General features: G+C 63.1%; 17 protein-coding genes and 1 pseudogene. 7 read left to right on the top strand and 11 right to left on the bottom strand.

The genetic code is table 11. The features are described 5' to 3' along the window. On the top strand, nt 1–1,566 hold the full coding sequence (locus tag FWJ47_RS05350; protein WP_147105141.1) for an amino acid ABC transporter permease/ATP-binding protein: 1,566 nt from the start codon (nt 1–3) through the stop codon (nt 1,564–1,566). A 367-nt stretch (nt 1,567–1,933) separates the two neighbouring features. Further along, nucleotides 1,934–3,064, top strand: a complete 1,131-nt coding sequence (locus FWJ47_RS05345) for an acetamidase/formamidase family protein (protein WP_147105139.1) — start codon at nt 1,934–1,936, stop codon at nt 3,062–3,064. Between the two features lies 1 nt (nt 3,065). Here the strand turns inward: FWJ47_RS05345 and FWJ47_RS05340 are convergent, their stop codons facing one another. Beyond that, entirely contained in the window at nt 3,066–4,376 is a 1,311-nt protein-coding gene (locus FWJ47_RS05340) for a M16 family metallopeptidase (RefSeq protein ID WP_147105137.1), read from the bottom strand. 130 nt (nt 4,377–4,506) lie between these two features. Here FWJ47_RS05340 and FWJ47_RS05335 point away from each other — a divergent pair, with 130 nt between their 5' ends. Continuing rightward, entirely contained in the window at nt 4,507–5,604 is a 1,098-nt protein-coding gene (locus FWJ47_RS05335; RefSeq protein WP_147105134.1) for a CDP-glycerol glycerophosphotransferase family protein, read from the top strand. A gap of 9 nt (nt 5,605–5,613) precedes the next feature. Here FWJ47_RS05335 and FWJ47_RS05330 read toward each other — a convergent pair whose 3' ends face one another. The 4 genes from FWJ47_RS05330 to FWJ47_RS05315 form a co-directional block, all read right to left on the bottom strand. Continuing rightward, nucleotides 5,614–7,110 carry a variant leucine-rich repeat-containing protein gene (locus FWJ47_RS05330; protein WP_147105131.1) on the bottom strand — a complete coding sequence of 499 codons (1,497 nt, stop codon included), beginning with the start codon at nt 7,108–7,110 and terminating at the stop codon, nt 5,614–5,616. A gap of 59 nt (nt 7,111–7,169) precedes the next feature. Continuing rightward, nucleotides 7,170–8,246, bottom strand: a complete 1,077-nt coding sequence (locus tag FWJ47_RS05325) for an LCP family protein (RefSeq protein ID WP_170228494.1) — start codon at nt 8,244–8,246, stop codon at nt 7,170–7,172. Nucleotides 8,247–8,328: 82 nt separating this feature from the next. Then, a complete protein-coding gene (locus tag FWJ47_RS05320; RefSeq protein WP_147105124.1) occupies nt 8,329–10,038 on the bottom strand; it encodes a glycosyltransferase family 29 protein in 1,710 nt (569 codons plus the stop codon). A gap of 8 nt (nt 10,039–10,046) precedes the next feature. Beyond that, nucleotides 10,047–12,032, bottom strand: a complete 1,986-nt coding sequence (locus tag FWJ47_RS05315; RefSeq protein ID WP_170228493.1) for a tetratricopeptide repeat protein — start codon at nt 12,030–12,032, stop codon at nt 10,047–10,049. Nucleotides 12,033–12,227: 195 nt separating this feature from the next. Here FWJ47_RS05315 and FWJ47_RS05310 point away from each other — a divergent pair, with 195 nt between their 5' ends. Beyond that, a complete protein-coding gene (locus FWJ47_RS05310) occupies nt 12,228–13,262 on the top strand; it encodes a glycosyltransferase family 2 protein (protein WP_170228492.1) in 1,035 nt (344 codons plus the stop codon). A gap of 11 nt (nt 13,263–13,273) precedes the next feature. Here the strand turns inward: FWJ47_RS05310 and kdsB are convergent, their stop codons facing one another. Further along, nucleotides 13,274–14,008, bottom strand: coding sequence for a 3-deoxy-manno-octulosonate cytidylyltransferase (gene kdsB, locus FWJ47_RS05305; RefSeq protein WP_147105115.1), 735 nt, complete (start codon nt 14,006–14,008; stop codon nt 13,274–13,276). A 672-nt stretch (nt 14,009–14,680) separates the two neighbouring features. On the opposite strand from kdsB, the pseudogene FWJ47_RS12250 reads away from it, so the two are divergent. Both FWJ47_RS12250 and FWJ47_RS05295 read left to right on the top strand, forming a co-directional pair. Next, nucleotides 14,681–14,941 (top strand): annotated as a pseudogene (locus FWJ47_RS12250) (integrase core domain-containing protein); the annotation flags it as partial. Nucleotides 14,942–15,109: 168 nt separating this feature from the next. Further along, nucleotides 15,110–15,526 (top strand): hypothetical protein, encoded by a 417-nt coding sequence (locus FWJ47_RS05295; protein WP_147105109.1) that lies wholly within the window; start codon nt 15,110–15,112, stop codon nt 15,524–15,526. Between the two features lie 5 nt (nt 15,527–15,531). On the opposite strand, the gene FWJ47_RS05290 is transcribed toward FWJ47_RS05295, so the two are convergent. After that, nucleotides 15,532–16,443, bottom strand: coding sequence for a hypothetical protein (locus FWJ47_RS05290; RefSeq protein WP_147105106.1), 912 nt, complete (start codon nt 16,441–16,443; stop codon nt 15,532–15,534). A 97-nt stretch (nt 16,444–16,540) separates the two neighbouring features. On the opposite strand from FWJ47_RS05290, the gene FWJ47_RS05285 reads away from it, so the two are divergent. After that, nucleotides 16,541–18,391, top strand: coding sequence for a hypothetical protein (locus FWJ47_RS05285; protein WP_147105103.1), 1,851 nt, complete (start codon nt 16,541–16,543; stop codon nt 18,389–18,391). Here FWJ47_RS05285 and FWJ47_RS05280 read toward each other — a convergent pair. From FWJ47_RS05280 to FWJ47_RS05265, 4 genes are all read right to left on the bottom strand, one after another. Beyond that, entirely contained in the window at nt 18,388–19,641 is a 1,254-nt protein-coding gene (locus FWJ47_RS05280) for a glycosyltransferase (protein WP_147105099.1), read from the bottom strand. The two genes, FWJ47_RS05285 and FWJ47_RS05280, sit on opposite strands and share 4 nt — an antisense overlap. Nucleotides 19,642–19,723: 82 nt before the next feature. Further along, entirely contained in the window at nt 19,724–20,677 is a 954-nt protein-coding gene (locus FWJ47_RS05275; protein ID WP_147105096.1) for a glycosyltransferase, read from the bottom strand. A 38-nt stretch (nt 20,678–20,715) separates the two neighbouring features. Beyond that, on the bottom strand, nt 20,716–21,123 hold the full coding sequence (locus FWJ47_RS05270) for a hypothetical protein (RefSeq protein ID WP_147105093.1): 408 nt from the start codon (nt 21,121–21,123) through the stop codon (nt 20,716–20,718). After that, a complete protein-coding gene (locus tag FWJ47_RS05265; protein ID WP_170228490.1) occupies nt 21,120–23,624 on the bottom strand; it encodes a glycosyltransferase family 2 protein in 2,505 nt (834 codons plus the stop codon). The genes FWJ47_RS05270 and FWJ47_RS05265 overlap by 4 nt, the downstream gene beginning before the upstream one ends. Between the last annotated feature and the right edge of the window lie 200 nt (nt 23,625–23,824).

The raw sequence follows: 23,824 nt of genomic DNA, 5'->3' as shown, positions 1-23,824 counted from the left end.
ATGACTGACTTCCTCCACTACCTCACTTTTGAGTACCTCTGGGGCGGGCTCTGGTTCACCCTGCAGCTAACAGTGGGCGCATCAATCGGCGGTGCCGCGATCGGCTTCGTCCTCGCGGCAATGCTGCTCTCGCCGTGGCGGGCAGTGGCGATGATCGCCCGGGCCTACACCACTCTCTATCGCGGCACCCCGCTGATCTTGCAACTGGTATTCGTCTTTACGGCGCTGCCCCAAGCAGGCATCACTTTCAGCCCCCTGCAAGCGGGCGTGATTGCCCTCGCTTTGAACGAGGCTTCCTTTTTCGCCGACATTTTCCGCTCCGGAGTGCTCGGAGTAGGCAAGGGACAAAAAGACGCCGGACGGGCACTGGGCATGAAGCCGCCCACTTTGATGCGGCGCATTATTGCCCCGCAGGGGTTCCGTCAGGCGATCCCCGCCCTTGGCAATGAAGTCGTCGCGACCATGAAAAACTCCGCCCTAGCCTCAGTCATCGCGGTCCCCGAACTGACTCTCCGCACCCAACAACTAGCTTCCTCCACCTTTGATTATTTCTCCATCTACTTCGCCGCAGCGGTGATGTACCTGCTCCTCACTGCAGCCATCACAGTGCTCCAGCTGGGGGTGGAGGCCGCCGTGACCCGACGTCGTCCTCCATTGCGCCTGCCGTGGAGCCGCTCAACAATGAGCGTGCCTCCACAGACGAAGGACAAGGAAACCACAGATGAGAGCGACATCATGGTCCCGGAGGATTTGCCGGAGGTCTCCGACCTCGCGCTTCGCAGCCAGGATGGGCCATCCACGATGATCAGCATCGAGAATGTCACCAAGTCCTACTCAAAGGACTTGCAGGTGCTCAAGGGCATCGACCTGGCCGTCCAGCAGGGCGAGGTAGTCGCACTGCTGGGGCCCAGCGGATCCGGGAAGTCGACATTGCTTCGCACCATTAACCACCTTGAGACGATTGACGACGGACAGATCCGCGTCAACGAGGTCACTGTGGGCTACCACCAGGGACAGCGAATTTCGGCAGGACGTGCAGCCGAACAGCGCGTCGAGGCCGGCGTCGGCATGGTGTTTCAGAACTTCGAGCTGTTCGAGCATCTCAGCGTCCGGGAGAACATCGCTGGCCCACTGCGCTGGGTTTACGGGTACAGCAACGAGGAAGCCTCCCAGCGCGCCGAGGGACTTCTCGGCCAGGTGGGTATGTCCGATCGAATTGACCACTACCCGGATCAGCTCTCCGGCGGGCAAAAACAACGCGTAGGCATAGCCAGGGCGCTTGCCCCCCGCCCGAAAGCCCTGCTGCTAGATGAACCGACGAGCGCCCTGGACCCGGAACGTGTGGCCGAAGTTCTCAAGGTGATTACAGATCTTGCCCGTAACACAGGACTGACCATGATTATCGCCACCCATCAGCTGCGGTTCGCCCGCAACGTAGCCGACAAGATCGTCCTAATGGCCGACGGTGTGATCATTGAAGAGGGAAGCCCCCAACAGGTCCTAGACAATCCCAGGGATCCTCGCACGCAACGGTTCGTGCGTGCCATGGACGCCGCGGAGGTCTGAGGTTGCCTACCCGCCTGGATTATAAGAATTTCACATCAAGAACGGGCGCGGCCACAGACTGCCCCCTTCCACAAGATGTTCAGCGGGAAGACCAGTTGCACGTCGCTGGTCCGACGCCCACCCATCACCCAATCCGTGAACTCATCTCAGCTGGCGTGACTAGTCGTGCTCATGGTTGGACTTATGTGGCTGACTCCGACGATTACCGGCCGTTCAATGCGAGTACCAGCGATGGTTCGCCGAGCCTCTCATCGCCTGAATCTGCATCGGTGCCACTGGGTTCGCCCTTGGGTCATTTGTCGAAATCGGCCTGACCGTCCATCTCCCCATCGCCAGCCCCCTAACAACCAGCCCCTAAAGAGGAGCCATGACACCATCACTTACCGACTCCCTGATCCTCCAGCCCGGCACCGGGCACATTCCTGGTGACGTCTACCTAGCTACGACCCCTGGAAGTGCCCTATGGGGATGGTTGCCGAATGCCGCATCATCCTCAGTAGCTGAGCTGAGCTCCGGCCGAACCATCACCATCGACACCCTCTCTCACGAGGGTCTACTCGAGGATCAGGGCCGCAATCCAGAGGGATACTTCCGTCAGTTCGACGTAGCGGACGTACTCCAGGACGCGGTGGACATGGCTGCCAGCGATAAGACCAACAGTCCGGAGGACGGACCACATGTGGTGACCGGCCCGATTCATGTCTCTGGCGCCAAGCCAGGCGACGTCCTGAAGATAGATATTCTGCAACTGGCCCGCCGTGTGCCCTACGGAATCATCTCCAACCGGCACGGGTTCGGAGCTCTGGCCGGGGAATACCCCGAAGACATGAACTCCACTCCGAGCCGGCACATCGATTCGATGGTTCGTGACGGCACCGTTTCCCATTTCTCCTGGGTGGAGGAGCACAAGGGGTTCGAGGTGGGATTGATCGACGCGGGACAAGGACGCCGAGCGAGGTTCCCCATCGAACCATTCCTAGGACTAATGGGAACGGCCCCGGCTACGAGCACACCGGTGCCGTCTTCGCCACCTGCCGAATACGGAGGAAATATTGACATCAAGCACGCAGTGGAGGGCAGCACCCTCTATCTTCCAGTTCTCACTGAGGGCGCGGGATTCTATGCGGGCGATCCGCACTTCGCTCAGGGCAACGGGGAAGTAGCGCTCACTGCCCTGGAGGCCTCATTGCGAGCGACACTGCGACTGACCGTGCTACCCGGAAGCGACAAAGGTGAGACCCTAGGTGGCGCACACGGGCCCGTGGTGGAGACCGCTGCCCATTGGATCCCCACCGGGCTAGACCCGGACCTCAACATAGCTGTGCAGAACGCAACCCGAAATGCGATCGCGTTCCTCCACGACCGCTTCGGTGTGCCTCGATCTGTTGCCCTGGCCTACCTGTCAGCCGGAGCGGACTTTGAGGTCAGCCAGGTGGTGGACGGGGTCAAGGGGATCCACTGCATGATCCGCAAGGCCGACTGGACCGCCTGGGTCTGAGCTATGCCTGCGCTGACGGGCCCACGAGGGTCGTCGCGCGGGGAGATTCGGCGAGACGGCGGGCCACCCGGGCGATGTCTTCGGCGGTGACCGCCTCGATCTCAGCCAGGGAGTCGGAGATGTCGACGAATTCGCCGCGGACCAGCTCCGCCCTGCCCAGCCGGTTCATGCGGGAGGCGGTGTCCTCCATGCCGAGGACCGTGCCGCCGCGCAGCTGCCCCTTTGCCCGGGCCAGCTCCTCCGCCGTCACCGGCTCCGAGGCGATCCGCTCCAGCTCCGCGACCATCACCTCCGTCACGATGTCCACCTTCTCGGGCAGGCAGCCCGCGTACAGGCCGAAGTACCCGGCGTCGGTGAACCCCGCGGAGAAGCTGTAGGTGGCGTAGGCCAGGCCGCGGCGCTCCCGGACCTCCTGGAACAGGCGGGAGGACATTCCCCCGCCCAGGATCGCGTGCATCAGGGAGAGCGCGAACCGGTCCTGGTCCCCCGCGGCGAGCCCACGTCCGCCGATGATCACCTGGGACTGCTCGATGCCCTTGCGGTGATGCGCGACGCCCTCGCGGACCGGGATGGTCTGCACATCGCCCACCCTCCTGGGTGCGGGCTCGCCGCGACCGCTGACGTCCCAGTCGCTGCCCTCCAGGGCCTCGGCGACGAGCCCGACGAGCTGATCATGGTCCACTCCCCCGGCCGCGGTGATCACCAGCTCCTCGGGCCGATACCAGCGCCGGTAGTGGTCCACCACATCCTCACGCGCCGCCGCCCGGATCGCTGCCGTCGTTCCCCCGATGGGCCGGCCCAGAGGGTGGTCGGAGAGGACCTGCTCGCTGAAGCGCTCATGCACGACGTCGGTGGGGTCGTCCTCGGCCATGGCGAGCTCCTCGAGGATCACCCCGCGCTCGGTCTCCATCTCCTGCGCGTCGATCACCGCGGAGGTCACCAGGTCGGTGAGGACCTCGGCGGCGATGGGCAGGTCAGTGTCGAGGACCCGGGCGTAGTAGCAGGTGGACTCCTTGCCGGTCATGGCGTTGGACTCACCTCCGGCGGCGTCGAACTCGGCGGCGATGTCCATGGCGGAGCGGGTGCGGGTGCCTTTGAACAGCAGGTGCTCCAGGAAGTGCGTGGAGCCGTACTGGTGCTCGGCCTCGTCCCGGGAGCCGACGGCGATCCAGTAGCCGATGGTCACGCTGCGGACCCCCGGCATAGCCTCGGTGAGGACCCTGACCCCGGAGGGCAGCACACTGCGGCGGACGGTGGACCCGGCGTCGTCGTTGAGCACGCCTTCAGTGGTGGGGTGAATGGTGGTGCGCATAGGCCCTCCACGCTACCCGGATGTCATGTGGGGTGCGTTAGGGTATCCGTGATAATCATCCGTGCATGTCCGCAGTCCGCCGAGGGAGGATAGAGCTATTCGCCGAATCCTTCCGCATGCCCTGGGAATCATGGTGCTGGGGGCGCGTGCCGTCTACGCGCTGCTGAAGCTTCTCCCGACCCGGCGCAAAGTGGTGCTGATGACCAGGGACCTGCGGCAGATCCGGGTGGACTTCGCACTGCTGAAGGACTCGATCCGCCGGAACCACCCGGACTACGAGATCAAGGTGATCCGGCACAGGAAGCTCTCCGCCGGGTACCTCCTCGCCGCACTCCGGGAGATGTACCACCTGGCGACCTGCCGGGCGATCCTCGTGGACGGCTACATCATTCCCGTCAGCGTGCTGAACCACCGCAAGGGCCTGCCCGTGGGGCAGATCTGGCACGCGCTGGGAGGGTTCAAGAACTTCGCCTACCTGGTGGCGGGCACCCCGGAGGGCCCGGACCCGGCGGTGGCGAAGGTGATGCGGATGCACGCCAACTACACCTTCATGTGCGCGGCCGGCACCGTGCCCGCCGAGGTGTTCGCCAAGGCGTTCCAGATTGAGCCGGACTCCATCCGTCCGCTGGGGATGGCACGGGTGGACTACCTGCTGGACGAGACGGGGAATGCGAAGCGCCGGGAGCGGATCCTGAAGCGCTACCCGCAGCTGGCCGAGGGCCGCACGGTGCTCTACACGCCGACGTCGCGGCTGAACAGAAGCCTGCCCTACCAGCAGCTCGCGGATCAGTTCCGGCACACGGACGCGAACCTGGTGATCATCCCCCACCCGGTGGACAAGACCCCTCTGCCTGACGACGGCGAGACCCTCATCGGCTCCGAGTTCGGAATCATGGACTGGCTGTCCGTGGCGGACGTGATCATCTCGGACTATTCGGCGGTGGTCTACGAGGCCGCGCTGCGCGATATTCCAACGATCTTCTGGGCCTATGACCTTGAGGAGTTCGGGCAGACCCGCGGCTTCCCCCTGGACTACGAGGCGGAGTCCCCGGGGCCGATCGTCTCCACCGCGGAGGAAGCGGTCGCGACGGCGCTCAGCCTGGGCTCGCTGGACTACACCGCGTGGCGGGCCCGGCATCTCGACTATGTGACCGGGCCCTCCGGCGAGCTCCCGACGGAGCCGGGACGGTGCTCGGACCGGATCGTCGAGGCCCTGAAGCTCAGCTGAGCCGCCCTGTCACCCGTAGGTGTAGTGGCCGGTCTCTGAGATCTCGAATCCGATGGAGGGGTTCAGGGCGCTGTAGCAGCTGACCCGGTCCTCCAGGGAGGCGCACTCGATGAACCCGTCGGTGCCGATCTCGTCGTACGGCATGGACTCGCGGCCCTCGTCGGGCTCCACGAGGTTGTCGCAGTCCATCTCGGCGCCGGTCACGGTCATGGAGTAGGTGGTGCCTTCGCCGCCGGGGCAGCCGTCGTTGTAGTTGTGCTCGTAGACGGTGCAGGTGACCCCGTCGGAGAAGTCGCATTCGATGTTGCCGTCGGGGGTGGCGAACCCGCTGACGGTCTGGGCGCCGCGGTCGCCGACGCCGCGGTCCACCCAGTCATAGCTGATCTCGTTGAGCGCGCCGGCGTCTGCGGCGTCTCGGGCTTCGCCGACGGTCTGGCCGGCGTGCTCGGCGTCGCAGGAGTCCTGCAGCCCGGAGAGGGCCTCCTGCAGGGTGCTGGTGTGCTCGTCCTCGGGGAAGCCGTCCTCGTCAGCGCCTGCGCTGAGCAGTGCGGCGAGGACGCCAGAGTCGTCGCCGGGCTCGCAGCTGGTCTCCTCAGGCAGGGATGCGAGCGCGGCCTGGGCTTCGCCCAGCTCATCGGCCTCCGGCTCGTCCTGGGCCTCGTCCTCAGCGGGCGGCTGCTCGCCCTCCTCCTCCGGAGTATCCTCCTCCTCGGGTTCGGCGGGCTCTTCGGCCCCGGGCTCGGCGACAGGGTCCTCCTCGTCCCCGACGAAGAGGAGGACCATCACCGCGACGACCATGCCCAGCGCCAGGACACCGCCGACAGCGGCGGCGATGGGCAGGACGAGGCTGCGGCGCTCCTTCTGCTCGGAGCCGGTATAGCCGCCGTTCATCTGGTGCGGTGCGGGCGGAATGGTCCGAGCGCCCTGAGACGCGGCGGGGGCGAGGGCATAGTCGGCTGCGGCCTCGTCCTCCTCCACGGGGGCGGGGCCGGCGGGCTCGGCAGTCTCTGCGGAGCCGTTGCGGGGCTGCATCTCGGATGCCCAGGAGACGGGCGCCGGCTCCTCGGCGGGCTGGGGCTCCTGGGTCGGAGCCTCTTCGGCCGCGGGGTCCTCCGGCTCCTCGGTGAAGGGGCCGGCGGGGAGGTCCCCGGTGTCCTGCTCCTCGGCGGCACCCGGGTAGGGGGTGTACTGGGAGTAGGCGGCGTAGTGGTCGTCGGTGTAGGCGGGGAGGCTCGTGGTGGTTTCGAACATCCCGGCGAGCGGGTCGGTGGATGCTCGCTGGGAGTTCACCCCGCGGCGGCCTCGCATGGCGATGGCGGAGTCGATCTCAGGGTCGCCGAGGGAGGCCAGGGCGTCGATGAGCTCCTGATAGGTGCCGGGGTTCGCGGCGACGGCTGGCCGCAGTTCGGGGTAGTTCTCGGCGATCCAGTGCAGAACCTCCCAGTCAGTGTCCGGGTGGTTCGCGAGCGCCTCAAGCTCTGCGGCGTCGTCCTGAGGGGTGGTCATGATGGTCCAGCTTACGGCGCGGCGGCCTGGCTGAACCAATCATGTCGCCTGTCAGAAGGTCAGTGCTGGGCGGCGTATTCGTCGAATGTGCCCTCGCGCATGGCTTCTCCGGCTTCGGTGAAGGCGTTGTAGTCGGCGATCACGATGGATTCGGAGCCGGCGGTGCCGATGCCGCCGTTGGGGAGGGTGAAGCTGGTGACGTCGCCGGAGCGGATGCTGCGCATGTTCCATCCGAGGTCGGCGATGTATCCGGAGTCGGCGAGCTGGGAGTCCACGGTCATGTGGGGGGTGAATCCGCTGACCATCTCGTGGACCCGGGCGGGGTTGGAGAGGGTCTGGGGGTTGAGGACGTCGCTGAGGACGCCCTGCATGAAGGCCTGCTGGTTGGCCACCCGGGTGTAGTCGCCGTCGGCGAAGGCCTGGCGCTCCCGGACGAAGCTGAGCGATTCGGAGGGGCTCATGTGCTGGGGGCCGGAGCTGAAGTGGTAGCCGTCGCGGGAGGTGAAGCTCTGCGGGGAGTTGACGTTGACGCCGTCCATGGCGCCGACCAGGCTCTGGAAGCCTTCCATGTCGACTGCGGCGACGTGGTCGATGGGCACTCCGACGAGGTCCTCGACGGTGGCGACGGCGGTGGCGGGGCCGTCGTAGCTGAGCGAGGAGTTGATCTTGGCTTCGCCCTGGCCGGCGATGGGCACCCAAGTGTCCCGCATGATGGACATCATCTGCACGGAGTCGCGCTCGTGGGGGATGTGGACCCAGATGATGCTGTCGGCGCGGGCGGCGTTGGGCAGCCACGGGACGTTCTCGTCCTCGCCGGAGCCTCCGCCGGCGTCGGAGCCGATGAGCAGGATGTTGATCTGCTCGGAGTCGGTCTCTTCGCCGTCCTCGTCCTCCGCGGTGGGTGCGTCGGGGCGGTCCTCGTCCTCGGGGAAGGTCTCGTCCTCGGGGATGACGTTGACGGATTCCTCGTAGCTGGAGCTGAGCGAGCTCAGGTAGAGGGCGGCCACGGCCACGCCGCCGACCACGATGAGCCCGGCGATCGAGAAGGTGATGAGGGCGATGCGCTTGCCCAACGACGCCTTCTTCCGCGGCTGCTCTTCAGGGGAGGGGGTGCTGTCGAGAAGCTGATCCGTCACAGAATCCAGAGTACGGCAGGCCTAGGACAATCACAGAATTATAACGAGGCCGCCTGTGTTGACGGTCGGCGCAGACTGAGTGTCAGCTGGCTTCGGTGCGTCCGGGTGAGAGGGCCGCCAGCGGGCCGTGCTCGAGCCGTTCGAGGTAGTCGGGCTCGGTCAGGGCGAGGACCTCAGCGGTGGTGCCGTGCGGGGTGATGAGGCCTGCTCGGGCAAGTCGCCGGGTGAGCCGGAATTCGTAGCCGAGGTCATGCATGAGGACCAGGTCGTTGAGCGCCGAGCGCGGCCCGAAGGTCTCTTCGTTGTGCCGGTATCCGGCGGTGAATGTTCCGAGGCCGGCATAGAAGTCGGTGTGGAAGAGCCCGATCTCGGCGGGGGCGAACTGCAGCAGGTCGTAGACGACCCGTTGGATGCCCAGGGGTGCCCCGCGGAAGTGGAGGCCGTATTCGAAGCGGGCGAACCGAAGCCATTCGGGGGCCTCTTCACCGTCGCGGGTGAAGAGCGTGTGCATCAGCGGCCGCGCCACGGCGAGCTTCAGCGGACTGCCCGGGATGGTCTGGAGAAGGTGGTCCCACTCGGCGGTGAGGTCTTTGGTCTGGAAGTAGGCGATGTCGGTCCGCTCCCCCGCCTGGGCCTCCCGGCCGGCGAGCGCCTCGGGCTTGTACTGGGTGCGGACGACGACGTCGTGGGCGTCGATGAGCTCGCCGAGCTGGTCCTGGGTGGCGGAGGGGCCGACGACGGCGACCCGTGCGCCGCGGACCAGTTCCAGCATCCGCCCCTCGCCGGGCAGCGGCAGCTCTTTGCGTCGGCGCTCGGCGTGGGCGGCCAGGGGTTCGGCGTCGCCGGTGTAGAGGGCAGCGTCGGCGGCGAGCTTCTCGGCGGCGATTCCGGCTTCGGCGGGGGCAGTGTCGAGCAGGGGTCGGCGGGCGGTGCGGGCAAGGCGCTTGTCGTCGTCGAGGTGGGCGTAGGCCCCGAGGAGGTGTTTGAGCCAGAGGGGGGATTCCAGCGGGATGCCGCGGAGTTCGCGGACCCGGTTCTCGGCCATGGCGGCGCGGAGGTCCTGGCCCAGGCGGAATTGGCCGAGGAACTGGAGGCGTGCGGCGATGGCGTCGAGGAGCAGCTGGTGCAGCCGGGTGACTTGGGGCCGGTACTGCTCGAGGAGGGGCTTTGCCCGGCGGATGGCTTCGGCGGGGGGCTGGGGCTGGAAGAGCTGGTCGATGGGGTCCCAGAAGAGGGAGTCTTCGCCGAGGAGGCCGCGGCGGGGCTTGAGGGTGGAGGCTGCGTCCCATACTCGTTCCCAGTCCCAGTCGGTGCGGCCGGTGGTGCTGAGGATGCCTTCGACGGCGCGCAGGTCGTGGGGGTTCTTCGCGAAGGCGGCCTCGTAGTGCTCGCGGGCCGCGTCGAGCTGGTTGACGTAGGGCCGGCGGGCTTCGGCTGCGGCGGCGAGCAGGTTGCCGGGGCTCGGGTCGGCTTCGGCGCGGGCTGCCAGGTCCTCGTAGGTGGGAAGCTCTGCGGGTGTCCCGGGGATGAGTCCTGCGACGGCGTCGAACACCGCTCCCTGGCCTTCTGCGGGGTCGGCGGGCAGCGCCTCGCGGAGCATTCCGGCGATGAGTCCCCGGTAGGTGCCGGTGGGCTCTGCTTCTCCGGCGGCGACGTCTTGGGGTTCGACGACGTCGGCGACTGTCCCGATCGCCTTGGCGACGGGCGAGGCTTTTCCGGCGCGGCGGACGACGGTTTTGACGACGGCGGCCGCGGCGATCTTGCCGCGCAGCCCGTGCAGTGAGACGGCCATAGTTTTTCCTATCGCAGGGCGCTTCCGGTTTCGAGGGCGTGGACGTATTCGTCAGGGGTGAGCGCGAGGACTTCTGCGGTGCGGCCGTGGGCGGTGAGCAGCCCGGCGTCCTGCATGCGCTGCAGGAAGGTGAAGTCGAAGCGGAGGTCGTGGTTGACGATGAGGTCGTTCATCGCCGAGCCCGGCCCGAAGACGGTGTCTTTGGTGTCCCGGTAGCCGGCGGCGAAAGCGTCAGTGCCGGTGTAGAGGTCGGTGTTGAGCACGGCGATCTCAGCGGGCTCGAACTGGGCGAGGTCGTAGACCATACGAGGGATGCCCAGCAGGGCACCGTGGTGAGAGAGCGCGAATTCCTGCCGGGAGAACCTCAGCCAAGGTTCGCCAATGTCACGGTGACGGCTGAGGCTGGGAGGGCGGGCGACGGCGAGCTGCAGCTCCCCCGCGCTGACGGCCTCACGCATGAGAGGCACGGCGGCGTGGATGTCGTGGTCGTTGAGGTAGACGATGTCGGTGCGGCTGCCCTGTGCGGCCTGGTCCTGCTCCACGAACTCGGGGGCGAACCGCGGCCGGACGATGACGTCGTAGCTGTCGATGAGCGCTCCGAGCCGGTCACCGGTGTCTACGGGGCCGACGATGACGACCCGCTTGCCGGCGACGACCTGTTCGGTGAGCGTCTCGGCGGGCATGGGGTCTTCCGCTCGGGCGGTCCGGGAGTATTCGAGGTAGGGCTCGGTGCTGCCGCGGAGCAGGTGGGTGTCTGCGGCGAGCTTCTGCAGCTGCTGCTCGGCGAGCCGGTTCTGCGGCTGCCAGGGCATGGGGTCGATGAGCTTGAGCGCCTCGTCGAGCCTGTCGAGGTAGACGAGGGCGGCGAGCAGCTTTCGTCGGTGGCCGACGTGCCCGCCGGAGACGGTGCCGAGCCATGCGCGGGTGCGTGCGGCGAGCTGTCTGCGCAGCCGGTAGCCGGCGCCGACGTGTCCGGCGAACTGGAGCCGGTAGGCGATGAGGGCTGTGGTCTGCCAGGAGAGCCGTCCGCGGCTGCTGCCTGTTTCTTCCAGGCGGACGACGGCGGCCTGAGCGCGAGCTTCGCTGATCGGCTCCCCCGTGAAGAGGTCCGCAAATTCCTGCACAAGGAGGCTCCGACGCCGGTGTCCTCCGCCGGGCAGCTTCCAGCCCCGAGAGGTTTCGTACCGTTCGGCACTGTCCCAATGGCGGGGCCAATTGTGGCCCGCCCGGCAGCCCAGAACGATCACGGAGCGGAAAACCTGACCATCGGTCGGATTGAGCTTCAAGGCTTTTTCGTACGCCGCGAGCGCGTCGTCGAGCCGACCGATGTGGGGTTTGCGGTAGCGCTGACCGATATCTTTGTACCAGGCAGCGCTGGGGCGAACGGTCACGGCTTGCTCCAGGAGGGCGAGGCCTTGGTCGGGGTCTCCGTGAGTGAATTCAAGGTGCCCCTGCTCGTGCAGGACTGCGGGATGGCTGGGGGCCAGCTGTTCTGCTTTGCGGAGCGATTCCCGGGCGGCATTCACCTGGGGATGCCCGCCGTCGCGGAGCCCGAGAACGGGGTCAGGGGTGGGCCCGCTCCTGGTGGCCCGCTGCAGAGCGCGGGCTAGGGCGAGGTGGCGCTGGGGGTCTTCGGGCTCGAGGGCGACGGCCCGGCGGCGCATGGCGAGGGCGGCTTCGAATTCGCCGAGCTTCATGTAGCGCACGGCCATGCGTTCGAGCTGGTCGGCGTTCTGGGCGGTCTCGAGGTCCAGGTCTTCGAGGACTTGTTGGGCGCCGCGGGGGTTTGCTTCGAAGAGGACTGTGGCCGCCTGGGCGTGGAGCCTGCGCAGTTTGGGGTCGTGACCGTTGAATTCTGCTTGAACGGGGGTGGGGACCGTGCGGGCGGAGGCGATGATGGCGCGTGCGAGTACCGGCTCCGCCCCTGGGATTCGCCCGAGGATCCGTATCGCTCGTCGTCCCGCTTCTGCGCCCAGCACCTGTGGTTTCAGCATCGTCGCTGAGTCTAGTGGGCGAGTACGGGTCGGGTTCAGAAGCCGCAGCGTGTGCTTGGCCTGGCAGGATAGTGCTCGATGAGTGTGATCCTGAACCAACGATCTCTGCGTCGTTTGCGTCGCCGCGCGCACAGCCGTTCCTCGAAGGTGCGAAGGTCCTTCTTGGCCTACCCGCGGAAGCGACCCTTGGTGACCGTGGGTGTCACCAGCCATAACGAAGGCGACAGGATCGCCCGTTGTCTGGAGAGTGTGGTGGAGCAGTCGTTGGGGGCTGAGCGGGTTGAGGTGATCGTGGTCGACGATGGTTCGACGGACTCGACGGTGGAGATCGCCTCGTCTTATGCGCAGAGGGCGGCGTGGGCTGGTTTTGAGGTCCATGCTCAGGGGAATACGGGCAGCCCGTCGCGTGGCCGGAATCTGGTGATTGAACGGGCGCGCGGGGAGTTCGTGTTCTTGATGGACGGTGATGATTACCTGGGTCCGGAGGCGCTGGCGGCGCTGACACGGGAGGCGGAGCGGCACCGGGCGGATGTGGTGACGGGCCGGTATGTGGGGGTGAATCGTCCGGCACCGAATATTCGGGACGCTGAGGGTTCCCGAGCCGGCAAGTATCACTCGGGGTGGTTGAACAGTCTGCATGTGCAGAAGCTGTTCCGGAGTGAGTTTCTGCGAGCGTTGCCGTACCGGTTCAATGAGGAGCTGATCTACTGCAATGACCACCCGTTCATGGTGGCGGCGTTCTTGTATGCGCGGCGGACGGCCCGGGTGAATGATGTGGACTGCTACTTCATCACGTTGGAGCCGGATGAGCCTTCGGAGGTGGAGGGCAGTGCGCGCCGCGGGCATATTTCTCGGGCGGAGATCACGGCGGTTCAGCAGCTGCGGTTCCTGCATGACGTGTTCGGGAACCTGGCCCTGGCGCGTGGCCGGGCCGGTGAGGTGGGCAAGCTGGCGGGCCGGATGCGTGTGCATTATTGGAACCGTTTCCTGAAGAACCAGTTGCCGGCACTGATGCTGCGCAAGCAGGACCCGGCGAAGGTGGTGGAGCTTGCGCAGCATGCCCAGTACATGAGCGTCCTCTACGGGGTGGAGGCCTCGGCGTCGGGACTGACGGAGGAGGCCCACCTCATGCTGGACGCGTTGCATAGCGATGACGCCCAGCAGATTCAGGCCACCGCCCTGGAGGTGCGTGAGCTGGCCCGCGCGAAGGCGGTCGGCACCGCAGGGTGATGCACGCGGCGTTAGGCGAGTCCGAGTTCGTGAAGCCGGGCAATAACCAGGGGGACATCGCCTGGGCGGTCTACGGGCATGGAGTCGTCTGACATTTCGAGGACTTCGACGGGCAGACCGAGTTCGAGGAACCGCATCACTTCGTTGTCTTCGATCTCCTCCAGGGGGGTCTTCTTGCCGGGGGCCGCGAACGCTTGGAGGACTTCGAGCGGGTAGGCGTAGACGCAGACTTGCCGGTAGCCGACCTGGAATTCGCCGGTGTGACCGTGGGGCACGGGGGCGCGGCCGATGTAGAGCAGCTGCTTGTTCTGGCCGAAGAGCAGCTTGATGTATTTGGAGTCTTTCCACTGCTCCTCGTCCATGTCGCAGTAGCCGATGTAAGTCTTGGTTCGGTCGGCTCGTGCGGCGTCGACGATGATGCGGAGGTCTTCGGGGTTGAAGACGGGCTCATCACCTTGAACGTTGATGTAGGTCTTCGCTGGGATCCGCGCGGCGACTTCTGCGACCCGATCGCCGCCGGTGAGGTGGTCGAGGCTGGTCATTTCGTACCCTACGCCGTGCTCGTGGCAAGCTTCAGCGATCCGTTCGTCATCGGTGGCGACGACGACGTGTTCCCGGTCCGTGACTTCGAAGCACCGCTCGGCGGTCCGGATGATCATCGGCTTGCCCACGAGGTCCACCAGGGGCTTGCCGGGCAGGCGAGATGACCGATAGCGGGCAGGGATGATGACGAGTTCGTCGAGCATGGTGAGTTGTCCCTCAGTCTGAGTGCGCTCCAGTAATTCAGGCGCCAGTATGCCAGAGCTCCTACGAGAGCAGCTGACTGCGGCCTTGTCCGCATCCAGCTGCTCCGCACGCAGGGTGATCCCAAGATCAGCAGTTCTTAGAGGCGACGCCGGCCGTCCCCAACGCCTGACTGACCCGCGTTACCGGACGGCCCGGTCTTGGCGGCGATTCGCGGTGGAGGAAGGCGATCATCAGTGCCGCTGCGCCGACCACCGGACGGAACCCGATATCCAAGCCTGTGGACCCGGTAGGGAAAATGCTGAAGAGCATCGCATCAGCGAATGGGAGGGGCGAGGAGCACGAGCCTGGCGCTCACTGACTGGAATCCCACGGAGGTATTTTGTAGGCGGGGTTAACCCTTTAGAATCAAAGATGAGTTCGATGACGAGCTTTGAAGGCTCGCGGCTGGTGCAGGGATAGGGTGACAGAGAGTACGGCAGGTCACCCGCATCATCGGCCGCAGCGTAGTTACTGCAGCCTCTGGCGACCGCTTCCCAGAACCGCTGCTGCCGCCACACTCCCGGATGTTCCGGGGACCGGGCGCCCGGTGTAGAAGGTCCTGTATCCCTTCGGCCGTCCCATAACAACACCTCTCTGAGTAGATGTTGCGATGACCAGTTGGATCCGATAACTACATCTCGATGACCTACTCCGACGCGCTGATCATCGCCGGAGTCCAAGCCTCGGTCGGATCAGTCGGGGACAGCTACGACAACTCCCTGGCCGAGACGGCCAACGGTCTCTACAAAGCCGAGCTCATTCACCGACGCCGCACCTGGCCCTCGGCCACCGTGGTCGAGATCGCCACCTTGGACTGGGTCAACTGGTGGAACACAAAACGGCTCCATGAAGCTCTCGACTGCCGCACCCCAGCCGAAGTAAAAGCGGCCTATACTTCCCCCCAAGATGACCACGCCCGCGCCCGCCTAACCACGGAACGAAACCCAGGGCGCCTCAGCGGCTCACCCGATCAAACCACTGCGCACGCGTGTTCACGGGAACCATCCCTGTAGTTCCGTTTATCGTAAGAACCACCGAGATGCTCCTCCGGAAGGATCCACATGAAGAAGTCGCTTCCCGCCGTTGCTCTGGCCAGCTTTGTCGCCCTTACCGGATGCAGTGTCTCGAACGCCGGTACGGCGGAGGATGCTCTCACTGGAGAGCGCGGCGATATTCGTGACCAGATGCGTGAGCAGTGGGGCGACGTGGTGCAGTACCGTTTACCCGACTCAGCTGATTGCGAAGAGACTGACGACGACGATTTCGACTATTCGTGCCAGGTGGTCGTTGCTACAAGTTGGAGAGCTGAGGAGACTGTGATGGTTACCGTCGAAGAAACCGGCGACAGCTACACCGTGAGGGCTTATCCCACGGAGGATGACTTCGAAGTGGTGGACGGAGACTCCGAAGAATCCGGTTCCACCCGCATGTTCGGCGGCGACCACTCAGAATCTCTCACCATCACGGTTGAGAAGTAGCAGGCTCACCTTTTAGCCAGGTCAAGCATGTGGTCAAGGATTGCAAGACTGCACCGGCGGTACTGGCCATAGGCGGGATAACGAAATTCGGTAGTATCGGCGTCCGGCACCACTCCAAGCACCTGCGCGTTCTCTCTACTCCGAATATCTGGCAGCAGGATATCAACACCGGCAGCGGCCAAGCCTGGGAAGGCCCACATCGCGTCCACTGCCAGGTTCCTCACGTCTACGTCCAGTAGCCCCAGGACGTCTGCTGCGACGGCTCCGCCTTTGATCGAAATTTCCCCTGACAACAACTGGGCTTGCCCGTGGGGCAGCACGGTACTTTCAGTGAGAGCATCAGCAGTCACCCTGGTCTCGTCCACTTCCGGCGTCACTGAGCGAAGGTATCCGCACTTGCTGCGGCGTTCGGCTTCGGCCTCTGCTAGCTGCACAAGCGCCTGCTTCCCGTCCCCAACGACGAAGAACGGAAGCTTAACGACGGCTGCGACGACCTGCTCTGCAACGACATAGAAACGCACCAACAGCTTGTCGCCAGCCCGAGCTGCTGAATCATCGTCAGCAAGCTCCTTAATGCCTGCAGCTTGCAGGTATCCTCGGTGGACTTCAGGACTGGCGACTGCCTGTCGTGCCTGGGCGCTCCCGAGGGTTGTGTAGAAGCCGTCTATCCCTCCTATCTGTTTGCCGCCGCTATGAAAAACGTAGCTGGTGACGACCTTTGTGGGCGTGATGCGACGTCGTTTCCTCGCGTCCGTGACGAGTGCACGTCTATGGTCGACCACATCTTCCGGATCCCAGATGTTGGGTTCGACATTGCCCGGCAGGAGAACCTGCTCAACATAACGATGGACGGCATTCGAACGCGCATCGGTATGAAGTCCGGTGTCCGGGGATGGGTTTCGACCCTCATTGTGCATGGCGCCAGCTTAAGCGCCGCACGCTGTTATCTGGGTAAACTGGCGGGCGCTTCACTCGAACAGAATGATGTTCCTCTGTACCGGATTTAAGGACACTGTGCTGAACCGTATTCGGAACGCGCGACTCGCACTCCAACGCTCACGCACTTCTTCAAACAGGGCCGCGCAGACTCATGTCGCCTACATTCCTGCTTCTTCTGGAGAGATCTTTCCGGCTACTGTGGCGCTCAGAAGCCTCCAGCATCACCATCCAGGATGCTTCCGCGCAGTCATTGCCGCTGACCCTTCAGCCATCTCCCATCAAGAGCTTGAGCTCATCAGAAGCAGCGATTCCATCGAACTTTATGACCTGACTCAGCTGCAGGAATATCAGGACCCTGAAACTCGCGACCTCGCACCGTGGCTGCTCCCCCCACTTTTTGCTGAGCAGGGACACCGCTATTCATTGAAGCTCAGCCACGATGTCCTTGTTCTCTCCGCCCTTCATTCCTTCGACGAGGCAGTTGATCAGAACACTGCTATTGCGTTCGGCCGCACAAAAAACGGCTACAAGGTCACTTCTGCAGAAGCCAAGATGCTGAGCCAGCTTGCGGGCCATGCCCTCCCACTGCAAGACAAGATCGACCTTTCCGTCGCCTTCTTCGATAACGAGCAGCTTCGTGCCACTGACTTCCCGAAGGAATTAGTAGCCACACTGAGCGTGGTGAGAGAGGCAGCCCCCAAAGCGCGAGGGAGAGACCGGATATCTCTTGCTGCGGTGTCGAACTCCTTCGGAGAAGCTCATCGCACGCTTCCCCGCTCCATGGGGTTCCGCGCTGAGAAGCATCAGCGGCATTTTCAGCCGAAGCAGGATGTCGAGATCCTTCAGCTCGGAAGCAGCCCGAAACCATGGGAGCCGGTCAAGTTCTCACATCTTCGTAAAGCGATCAGTTCGAACCAACCTCTGGCACCCTTCCTAAGAGATATCTGGCTGGAGTTCGCCCAGTCGTTGCCAGGCTTTGCCGACTTCACGGAGGAACGTCCGCAGGGGCCGCTCGAACGGCTGAAGCTTGCTAACCAGTTGGAGGGTGCCCGACAGCTCAAGGCTGAAGAGGACGAGGAGGCAGCGCGGAAGAAGCCGAAGCTGGATGTCCCTCATCTGGTATGGCCTGGTAAGGACGAATTTGAGCCGGCCTCCCCGGCTAAGTACTCGGTCCGCATAGCAGGCGCCCAGCACGATTTCCTCTTCGTTCCCAAGGAGGGAGCTTCCCGCCTGTTCGTACTGTTCTCTGGGTATGCAGATCGTAACCATGTAACTCCCCCGCTGTTCCAGCGCTGGAGCTGGGCTGACCGCTTCCCGGGTCATTGCCTGTTCTTCTCAGACCCGGGTCTTCACAAAGACGCGACGCTTCCTATCGGCTACTACGCGGGCGATAGTGAGCGTGACTATCTTGAGGTCATCAGTGAGTTCGCTTCGCAGTTTGCCGAGCGTCTGGACATTGAACCACAGCATATTGTCACGTACGGTTCCAGCGCCGGCGGGTTCGCGTCATTGCGCAGTGCACAGTTCTTTACTGGTGCCACACATATCGCAATCAATCCGCAGACCCACCTTCCCAACCATCAGGGGTGGAAGATCAACAGGGTCGCCAAAACTCTGTATGGACAGGACTCGTTCTCGGAGCTCTCTCCGTCGGAGTCTGGAAGGTTCAGCGTGCATCGTCCTGAGGTGCTGAAGAATGCTGGTCGTCTGATGGTTCTGCAGAACCTTGCGGACGAGCACCATTATCAGAAGCACTATCTGCCGTTCATCGACTTCGTCTCTGGACAGTCTGCCGAGGACAAGCTGACGACTTACGAATTCACGCATGGTGGCGGTCATCGTGCCGGGGAGACTCGTGAAGTGTTTGAGACGATTCTTAGTTTTGTGACCTCCCCTAATAGAAATTCCAGCGCCGAAATGACCTAATCGGCGGCGGGACTCAGTGCTGGGTAAACCGTGACTTGGTTGACCTTCACTGCTTCTTCGTCCGTCTTGGTGAAGAGGTCGAAGCCCGCCAGCTCTACACCTTCGGGGCAACGAACGATGAGGTGTTTCACGGGGCCATCTTCGTTGTGGGAGACAGCTTGGTGGAAACCGTAGTTGTTGTGCTTGATCCGCTGCGAGGCGAAGAAATCTTTGATCTCGTCCTTGTCGACGCGGGAGCCATCCTGGTTGTGGAGCTTATACCGTACAGAGAACTGCTCACGAGTGACTTCACCGTCCAGATCAAGAGCGATGACGCTGCCTTCCCGGTAGGGGGTGTGGAAGCCTACCGTGGCAGACCCGACTTTGATGGGCTCCCGAAGAAGTTCGATGCCCTGTTCGGCCTTGCTCAGTGATTCGTTCAGCCTTCCTGCCATTGCGGGGAACCGGCTGAGCACTTCTTCGGCCGAGGCCTCCGGCCAGTCACGAATCTGTGCGACAGCAGTTGCGAGGAAGTCTTTGCCCTGCCATTTGTCGATGATGTTGTCCTGCCCCACGTGCCGGGTGCGGAAGAAGCCGGGGATGGTGGAGTCGAGGATAACCGGGTTTCCTGTGTCGCTGAGGTGGTGCGGCCTGCTGACCAGACCTTGCAGTTCGCCTTGTTCGTCGAGATCCACGATTGACATCAGCCCCACACTGGCCATTGCTTGGTGGTCGAGACGGGGGAAATAGTATTCTCCCTCGGAGCGCAACGCAGTGTAGCCGAGGCCGAGTGAGATCTTCCATCCTGGTTCTGCCCGGCGCGCGTAAGAGGCCATCCGGTCAAAGTAGTCCGTTGCGACGAGGTCATCATCGTCAAGACGGTAGATCCCGATTCTCTGCCGGCTGTCAGCTTTCCACCCTGTTGCTTCTCGTAGTGCCCCAAGCGGCGGGGCAAAGCCTCCGACCTGCTCCGATGTCTCATGGAGTCGAAGAAAAGGATAGGTCTCGGCAGCCTTGCGGAGCTCATCTTTGTAGATCTCCGGCAGGCCTGGCGAGTAGCAGACGACGTGCACCACGTTGTGATGTCCGCCTGCCGCCTGCGCGATTTGGGGCAACGACTCTTCGATGAAGATCTTGGCCCTCGGGCGGAGCCGGTCGTCAGCGTAGAGCCAGTTCCGATAAGCATCTTCGTCTGCTTCTTGACGTGTAGCGGCGAATCCGGCGGACTCGAACGAGTACACGCTGAAGCGGGTGTGTCCTACAAATAGCATCCATTCTCCTCGTCAGGTTTCGTGCCTATGGTGCACGTGACTTGTGCCCGGGCATTGAACCAAATGTGCCCTGAAACGACGTTCAGGAGACTGCCGGAACGCCCATGAGGGGGCGAACATCTGCTCCGGAGGCAGTGGCGTGCCAATGCCAGAGGCTGCTTGTTGGGCGCGGAACGTCGCTCAGCCGCCGGTGCCATGGTTTGGGCTTGCCGGCGTAGTGGATGACGGAGATCTTCTCCATGAGTTCCTTCATGGCCTCCCAATCACGCAGGGCCCCGATGTACTCATCCTGATGGTTGAAGGCGTAGGAGATCATCTTGAGACGCTCCGGGTGCTTCTTGAAGTACGCCGTGAAGTGGCTCTGCTCATTGGTGCGGCGGCTTTGCGAGGCGAATGCCGTGATTTCGTCGAAGAAGGCGCGGGAAAGCATCGGCTCGCGGATCACCATGAGTCCGCTGTTCACGTTGGTTGCTAGACGACCGCTGTAGTCCGCTGCGAGGGCGGCGTTCATCACTTCCCATTTCCGGGAGAGCGGCAGGTGTTCGCCTGCCTCATCCTTCAGGAGCCGGTACATGAATTGAGGCGCGGCGTTGAAGTCTGCGGTGGCAGCTTGAAGCAGCTTTTCGTCGAAGCTGCGGAGGAAGATCATGTCAACGTCGAGGAAAACCGCTGTCGGGTTGTTCTGCTCTTCGAACATCATCCATTTGAGGAAGGTCCCCTTGTTCCACTGCGCACGGTCCTCTCGATGAATGCTATTCTCAGCCAATCCGTAGAGACGCTCCCGTCGTTCACCCTCGAGCATGCTGATCCGGTCCGCAGTGATCTTCACCATCGGGTCGTCTGCGACCACTGGGTCATCTGTGTAGATGACAACCTCGGAGTCCAGGAAGTTCTTGGACTGTGCGAGGCTGTAGGCGGCGACTTGGAACAGGGGAAGGTATCCCGCATCGAAGGCGAATGCGATCGTCACGTCTTCGGAGCGGATCTTAGGATCCACTTCGACCCCGTAGTGGTCAGCGTAGTTGCGCAGCGTCATATCTTCCTGAACCTCTTCAGTAGGGGTCGGTGCCGGGCTTAGCGGTTGTCTTGGAGATGGGTATGAAGTTGGCTGATCTCGTCCTCGAGGTCGAAACGATGGGCTTCCACGCTGGCGAGGACGCGGCGCTCCGAGGCTTCGAGGCGCGCCTGTGTAGCTTCGAGAGTTTTGAAGCGCTCAGCGGTCCGGTTATCAAGCCGCCGCACGCCAGCTGCGATCTCTCGGACACGAGGGTCGATGTTTCGAACACGGGTGCGGATGAGCTGCATAGACCGGGTCAGCGCAGCCAACGTGAACACGACAAGCGCGGCAAAGATCCCGAAGCTGACGACTGCACCCAAAGCTGCGAACTGCCATGCTTCAAGGACGATAGTGATCAGAGTCGCCAAGAGCGCGAAGCCGAGTCCTCCCATCAGCGTCCGTTGTGGTCTAGAGAGATATTTCACCGGGCCATTGCCTCCTCGGGTGTGGGCTCTTTGGCTGTGAGCAAGTCATCCATCAGTTCTCGATAACCGCTCTTCTGGTATTGAGTGGCGAATTCGACACCGCGCTGAGACTGGGCGAGGTACCGTTCCGTCTCATTCCAGTACTGATTGATGGCCTCTTGCACCTGCGGCGGGTCAGCGTAGATGGCCGCGTCACCGTAAACGTCTTTCATCCAGGGAGGAAGGACGGGGATACACCCGGCGCCGAGCGCTTCCAGTACTGGCAGTTCCGGTTTCTCAATCGTGTGGCGCTGAGGATAGTGCACAAAAAAATCGAGTGAACGGTAATAGGTTTTTCGTGTGATCTCCTGCTCGCCGAAGCTGATCCATGCAGGAGGAAGACGTTTCTGGCCGAGCGCCTGCAGGACCGCGGTGGGGGCTCCGTAGAACCTGACATCAACCTCCCCGTGGGTAGGCCAGATGGCTTCGATCTCTTCTGGGCTGTTTGGCCAGAGTGCGGTGCTCTCACCTGCCCACCTGCCAAGAATTGGCTGACGGCCACGTGGGCGAATGCGTCTTGTCCTCCATCTTTCAGCGTCGAAAGCGACCACATATGGAGCGTCGTTGAGCTCATCCCCGGGAACCATGTCGTGCAGCTGGGCCTTGACTGCATCGGTCTGCGCCAACCACAGGGGGCGGGCCCCGAAGAAGTTCGCAGCATTGTGCGCGCAGTCGCTTGGCAGGTAGTTGACGTGGAAGCTTGCAGCCTCCCACGGCAGTTTTTCTGCCACGACTGCAGTTTTTCCTGCGTTGAAACCAACAGTTCCGTGCGGCATGAACTGGAGAAGCTCGGGACTTCGGACCAACGTCAGTTTGACCTTGTAGAAGGTTTCGTCCTGGATGACGTGGGTAACTTCCCCGTTGGAGATCAGTTCTTGCACAGGGTGGCTATATGTACGCGCGTATTCTGATAGATGCACGGCGTTCTCGAGGTGCATGATGCCGATGCTGTACCCGGCACGCCTGAGCACTCTGATCTCTTCCAAGGCGGCTGCTTGGGTTTTCCCGTATTCGCACCAATCTGCGACGAAGAGCACATCGAGCTCGAGCTCCTCCTCCGGAGGACTGGTGAAGCGCGGAGGGATGTAGATGGGGTATTCCTGTGTGGGAGAGAGTTGCAGCTCCTGGCGGCTGGCTCGCTCATGCCATCTCCTGTAGCTGCTCCATAGTGCTCGCCGGGCCGGGTGCTGCCACCCCGGGCGGAAGTCGCTGCGGGAGAGCGAATTGGGGAGGATCCGCATGAAGATGAGCGGTTCGCTGATCTGATAGACGCTTGCTCCGGCGTATGCGCCTAATCTGTGCCGCATTTCGTTGTCTGTGGCTTTGCGGGCAGGGATGTAGCCGCCCAGCTCCAGCATGATTGAGGTCCTCACCATAAGGGTCGGGGCCGAGGGGATGAAAGGCGAGTAACCGCGTCGGATGCGTACGAGGTCTTCAGTCATATTGACGGTGTAAACCTGGTTGCCTGGCCGGTGGGAGTTGCGGAGCAGGTGGTTGACTTGGGTCTGGATCCGTTGGGGGTGGGACCAGTCGTCCGCGTCTTGACCCGTGATGAATTCGCCTCGTGCGTGCGCAACTCCCACGTTCCGTGCCGCGTAGGTGCCGCCGTTCGTCTCCAGGCGGAACACGCGGATGCGTGGGTCCATCTCTTCAAGCTCGTCCAGAACGGGCTGATAATCAGCTGGCGACGCGTCATCGATCACCAGGAGCTCGAGGTTCTTCCAACTCTGCTCCATGATGGAGCGGGCTGATTGAAGGAGATCGGCCCGCTCCGGTTTGAAGCTGGTCATGATGACTGTGACCAGTGGGCCTTCAGGCTGAGGACCTTCGATACGAAGTGTTGTCAACCGGTTGAAGGGTGCTGCTTCCCCTTCGGTGAGATAGACAGGGATGAGGTCATTACGAATGAATTGACGGTTGAACCCGTCCAGCCAGTTCTCGTAGGCGTGGGCTTCGGAACTGTTCAACAGGAAAGGACTGCGTGAATCGACCGTGAGGTACGAGTAGTAGTGACTTTTGATGCTGGGGTGCGCCTCGACTAAGGCGTCGAACTTCCCCAGTTCGCGATTCTCCGCGTAGATGTCCGCGAGGAGCTTGCTGAACCGTTGCGTTCCCTTCTGCCTCCCCATCCGCGGGAGGGCCAGCTCAAGAGCGGCAACCGCGAACTCAAGATCTTTGTCCTCTGCCTCATGCAGGGCGCTGACATAGGCCAGACGGCCTAGTGCTCGCGGCTCGAGCGAGTAGCCCGACACTGTCTCCGCGAGAACTCGACCTTTCAGCTCCGTGAAGTTCAGAGTGCCGTGGGTAGCGGCATGTGCCAGGAGATCCCGCATGTGAAGGGACTCAGCGCGGAGGGCGGTCCGCTCCAGGGCGATACCGCTTGCTCCGTCCATCTTCAAATACACCTGGAACAGGCGAGACCGAAAAGTTATCTGATTATGCCCCTCCAGAACGCTATCCATCCCTTCCACTCTCAAATGACGACAGCACGTTGACCGTCCTAGTATGCCACCTGATGTGAAGCGCGACCTCAACCAAGTTGCGCAAGCAAACCGCACTAGCATCGGGTCTGCTGACGTGCCCTACAGTTTGGTGTGATGTCTCAGGAGAGCGGTAACACTTCTGTCTCAGGACATCGGTGGCAGTTGATGTCTCAGGACAT

It is taken from the genome of Nesterenkonia populi (assembly GCF_007994735.1).
GTDB classification, from domain to species: domain Bacteria; phylum Actinomycetota; class Actinomycetes; order Actinomycetales; family Micrococcaceae; genus Nesterenkonia; species Nesterenkonia populi.
Note: the sequence above shows the minus strand (reverse complement) of the source record. Positions and strands in the feature narration are given on the sequence as shown.